Raw genomic sequence first — 1,617 nt, 5'->3', positions numbered from 1 at the left:
GTCGTATATTCCGGCCGTGTCGTCGAACAGGCTGGCGTGTCCGAGCTGTTCGCCGACCCGCGCCACCCCTATACGCGCGGGCTCATCGCTTCGATCCCCAATCTCGAGGAAAGCCGCGAGCGGCTGTTTTCGATCGACGGCTCGCCACCCGCACTTGGGGGCTTGCCGGGCGGCTGCGCCTTCCATCCGCGCTGCATCTATGCCGAGGCACGCTGCCGGACCGAGGATCCGCCTTTGCACGACATAGGCGGCCGCTTCTCGGCCTGCCATTTCGCGACGACCTTGCCGCCCTTCCATAGTGCTGCGCTGGCGGCGGCAGAACTGGACAGTGGAAGCATGGCCCCATGAGCGCAGTGGAGCAAATTCAAGTCGAAACCAAGCCGGCGGCAGCGCTTTCCGTACGCCATCTTGTCAAGGATTTTCCGGTTCGCGGCGGCCTCGTCTTCGACCGCGCGGTTGCCCATGTGCGTGCGGTGGCCGATGTGTCCTTTGACTTGGCGCCGGGCGAAACGCTGGGCCTCGTCGGCGAATCCGGTTGCGGCAAGTCGACCCTCGGACGCTGCCTGATGCGGCTGATCGAGCCGACCAGCGGCGAAAGCTGGTTCCGTGGCCAGAACCTGCTCGCCCTCAACCACGAAGACATGCGCCTGATGCGGCGCTACATCCAGCTGGTCTTCCAGGATCCGTACGGGTCGCTGCATCCGCGCATGCGCATCGCCGACAACATCGCCGAGCCTTTGCGCATGAGCGACATGTCGGCGGCCGACCGCCGGGCGCGCGTCGCCGAATTGCTCGAACTCGTGCGGCTCAATCCCGATCACGGCAAGCGCTATCCGCATGAACTGTCCGGCGGTCAGCGCCAGCGCGTGGTCATCGCCCGCGCGCTTGCGCTCAACCCGCAAGTGGTGATCCTCGACGAACCGGTTTCGGCGCTCGATGTTTCGGTGCAGGCTGGCGTGCTCAATTTGCTCAGGGATATCCAGCAGTCTTTCGGCACATCCTATCTGTTCATCGCACATGATCTTTCGGTCGTGCGCCACATCTCGCACCAGGTCGCGGTGATGTATCTCGGCAAGATCGTAGAGATCGCACCCGCGGCCGAACTCTATTCGAGGGCGCTGCATCCCTACACGCAGGCGCTGCTGTCGGCGGTGCCGCTCGCCAATCCCGAGAAGGAGCGCAAGCGCGAGCGCATCGTACTGACCGGTGACGTGCCGAGCCCGCTCAACCCACCATCCGGCTGCCGCTTCCGCACGCGCTGCTTCAAGGCGCAGGCGATCTGCGCTGCCGTCGAACCACCGCTCGATCCGGCTGGCGGTTCGCATCGCGTCGCCTGTCATTTTCCGGAGCCGGTCAACACGTTCAAGACTGTGTGATTGGCCTGCCGAATTCACCCGAAGGAATCTTGATCGTGACTGAGGACCATTCCGAGAATGCCGGTACGGCAGGATCCGCGCGCCTGCCGCTCGAAGGCATCAAGGTTCTCGATCTTTCCCGCGTGCTCGCCGGTCCTTGGGCAACGATGAGCCTTGCCGATCTCGGCGCCGAGGTCTGGAAGATCGAGAACATAGATGGCGGCGACGACACCAGGGCGTGGTCGGTGCCGAGCTACAAAGG

The 1,617-nt window shown here is 64.3% G+C and carries 3 protein-coding genes; all 3 read left to right on the top strand.

The window, feature by feature from the left end; genetic code table 11:
• Window positions 1-348, top strand: a 348-nt coding sequence (locus EN750_RS33395; protein ID WP_348629641.1) for an oligopeptide/dipeptide ABC transporter ATP-binding protein, incomplete at its 5' end; no start/stop codon positions are given.
• On the top strand, window positions 345-1,376 hold the full coding sequence (locus EN750_RS33390) for a dipeptide ABC transporter ATP-binding protein (RefSeq protein ID WP_127399202.1): 1,032 nt from the start codon (window positions 345-347) through the stop codon (window positions 1,374-1,376). The genes EN750_RS33395 and EN750_RS33390, both read left to right, overlap by 4 nt.
• Before the next feature lie 35 nt (window positions 1,377-1,411).
• The coding region (locus tag EN750_RS33385; RefSeq protein ID WP_189526647.1) for a CoA transferase at window positions 1,412-1,617 on the top strand (206 nt) is incomplete at its 3' end.

The sequence above is a fragment of the Mesorhizobium sp. M7A.F.Ca.ET.027.03.2.1 genome (assembly GCF_003999175.1).
In the GTDB taxonomy this organism is placed as follows: Bacteria; Pseudomonadota; Alphaproteobacteria; order Rhizobiales; family Rhizobiaceae; genus Mesorhizobium.
The sequence above is the reverse complement of the archived record's forward strand: the minus strand, read 5'-3'. Positions and strand labels throughout refer to the sequence as shown.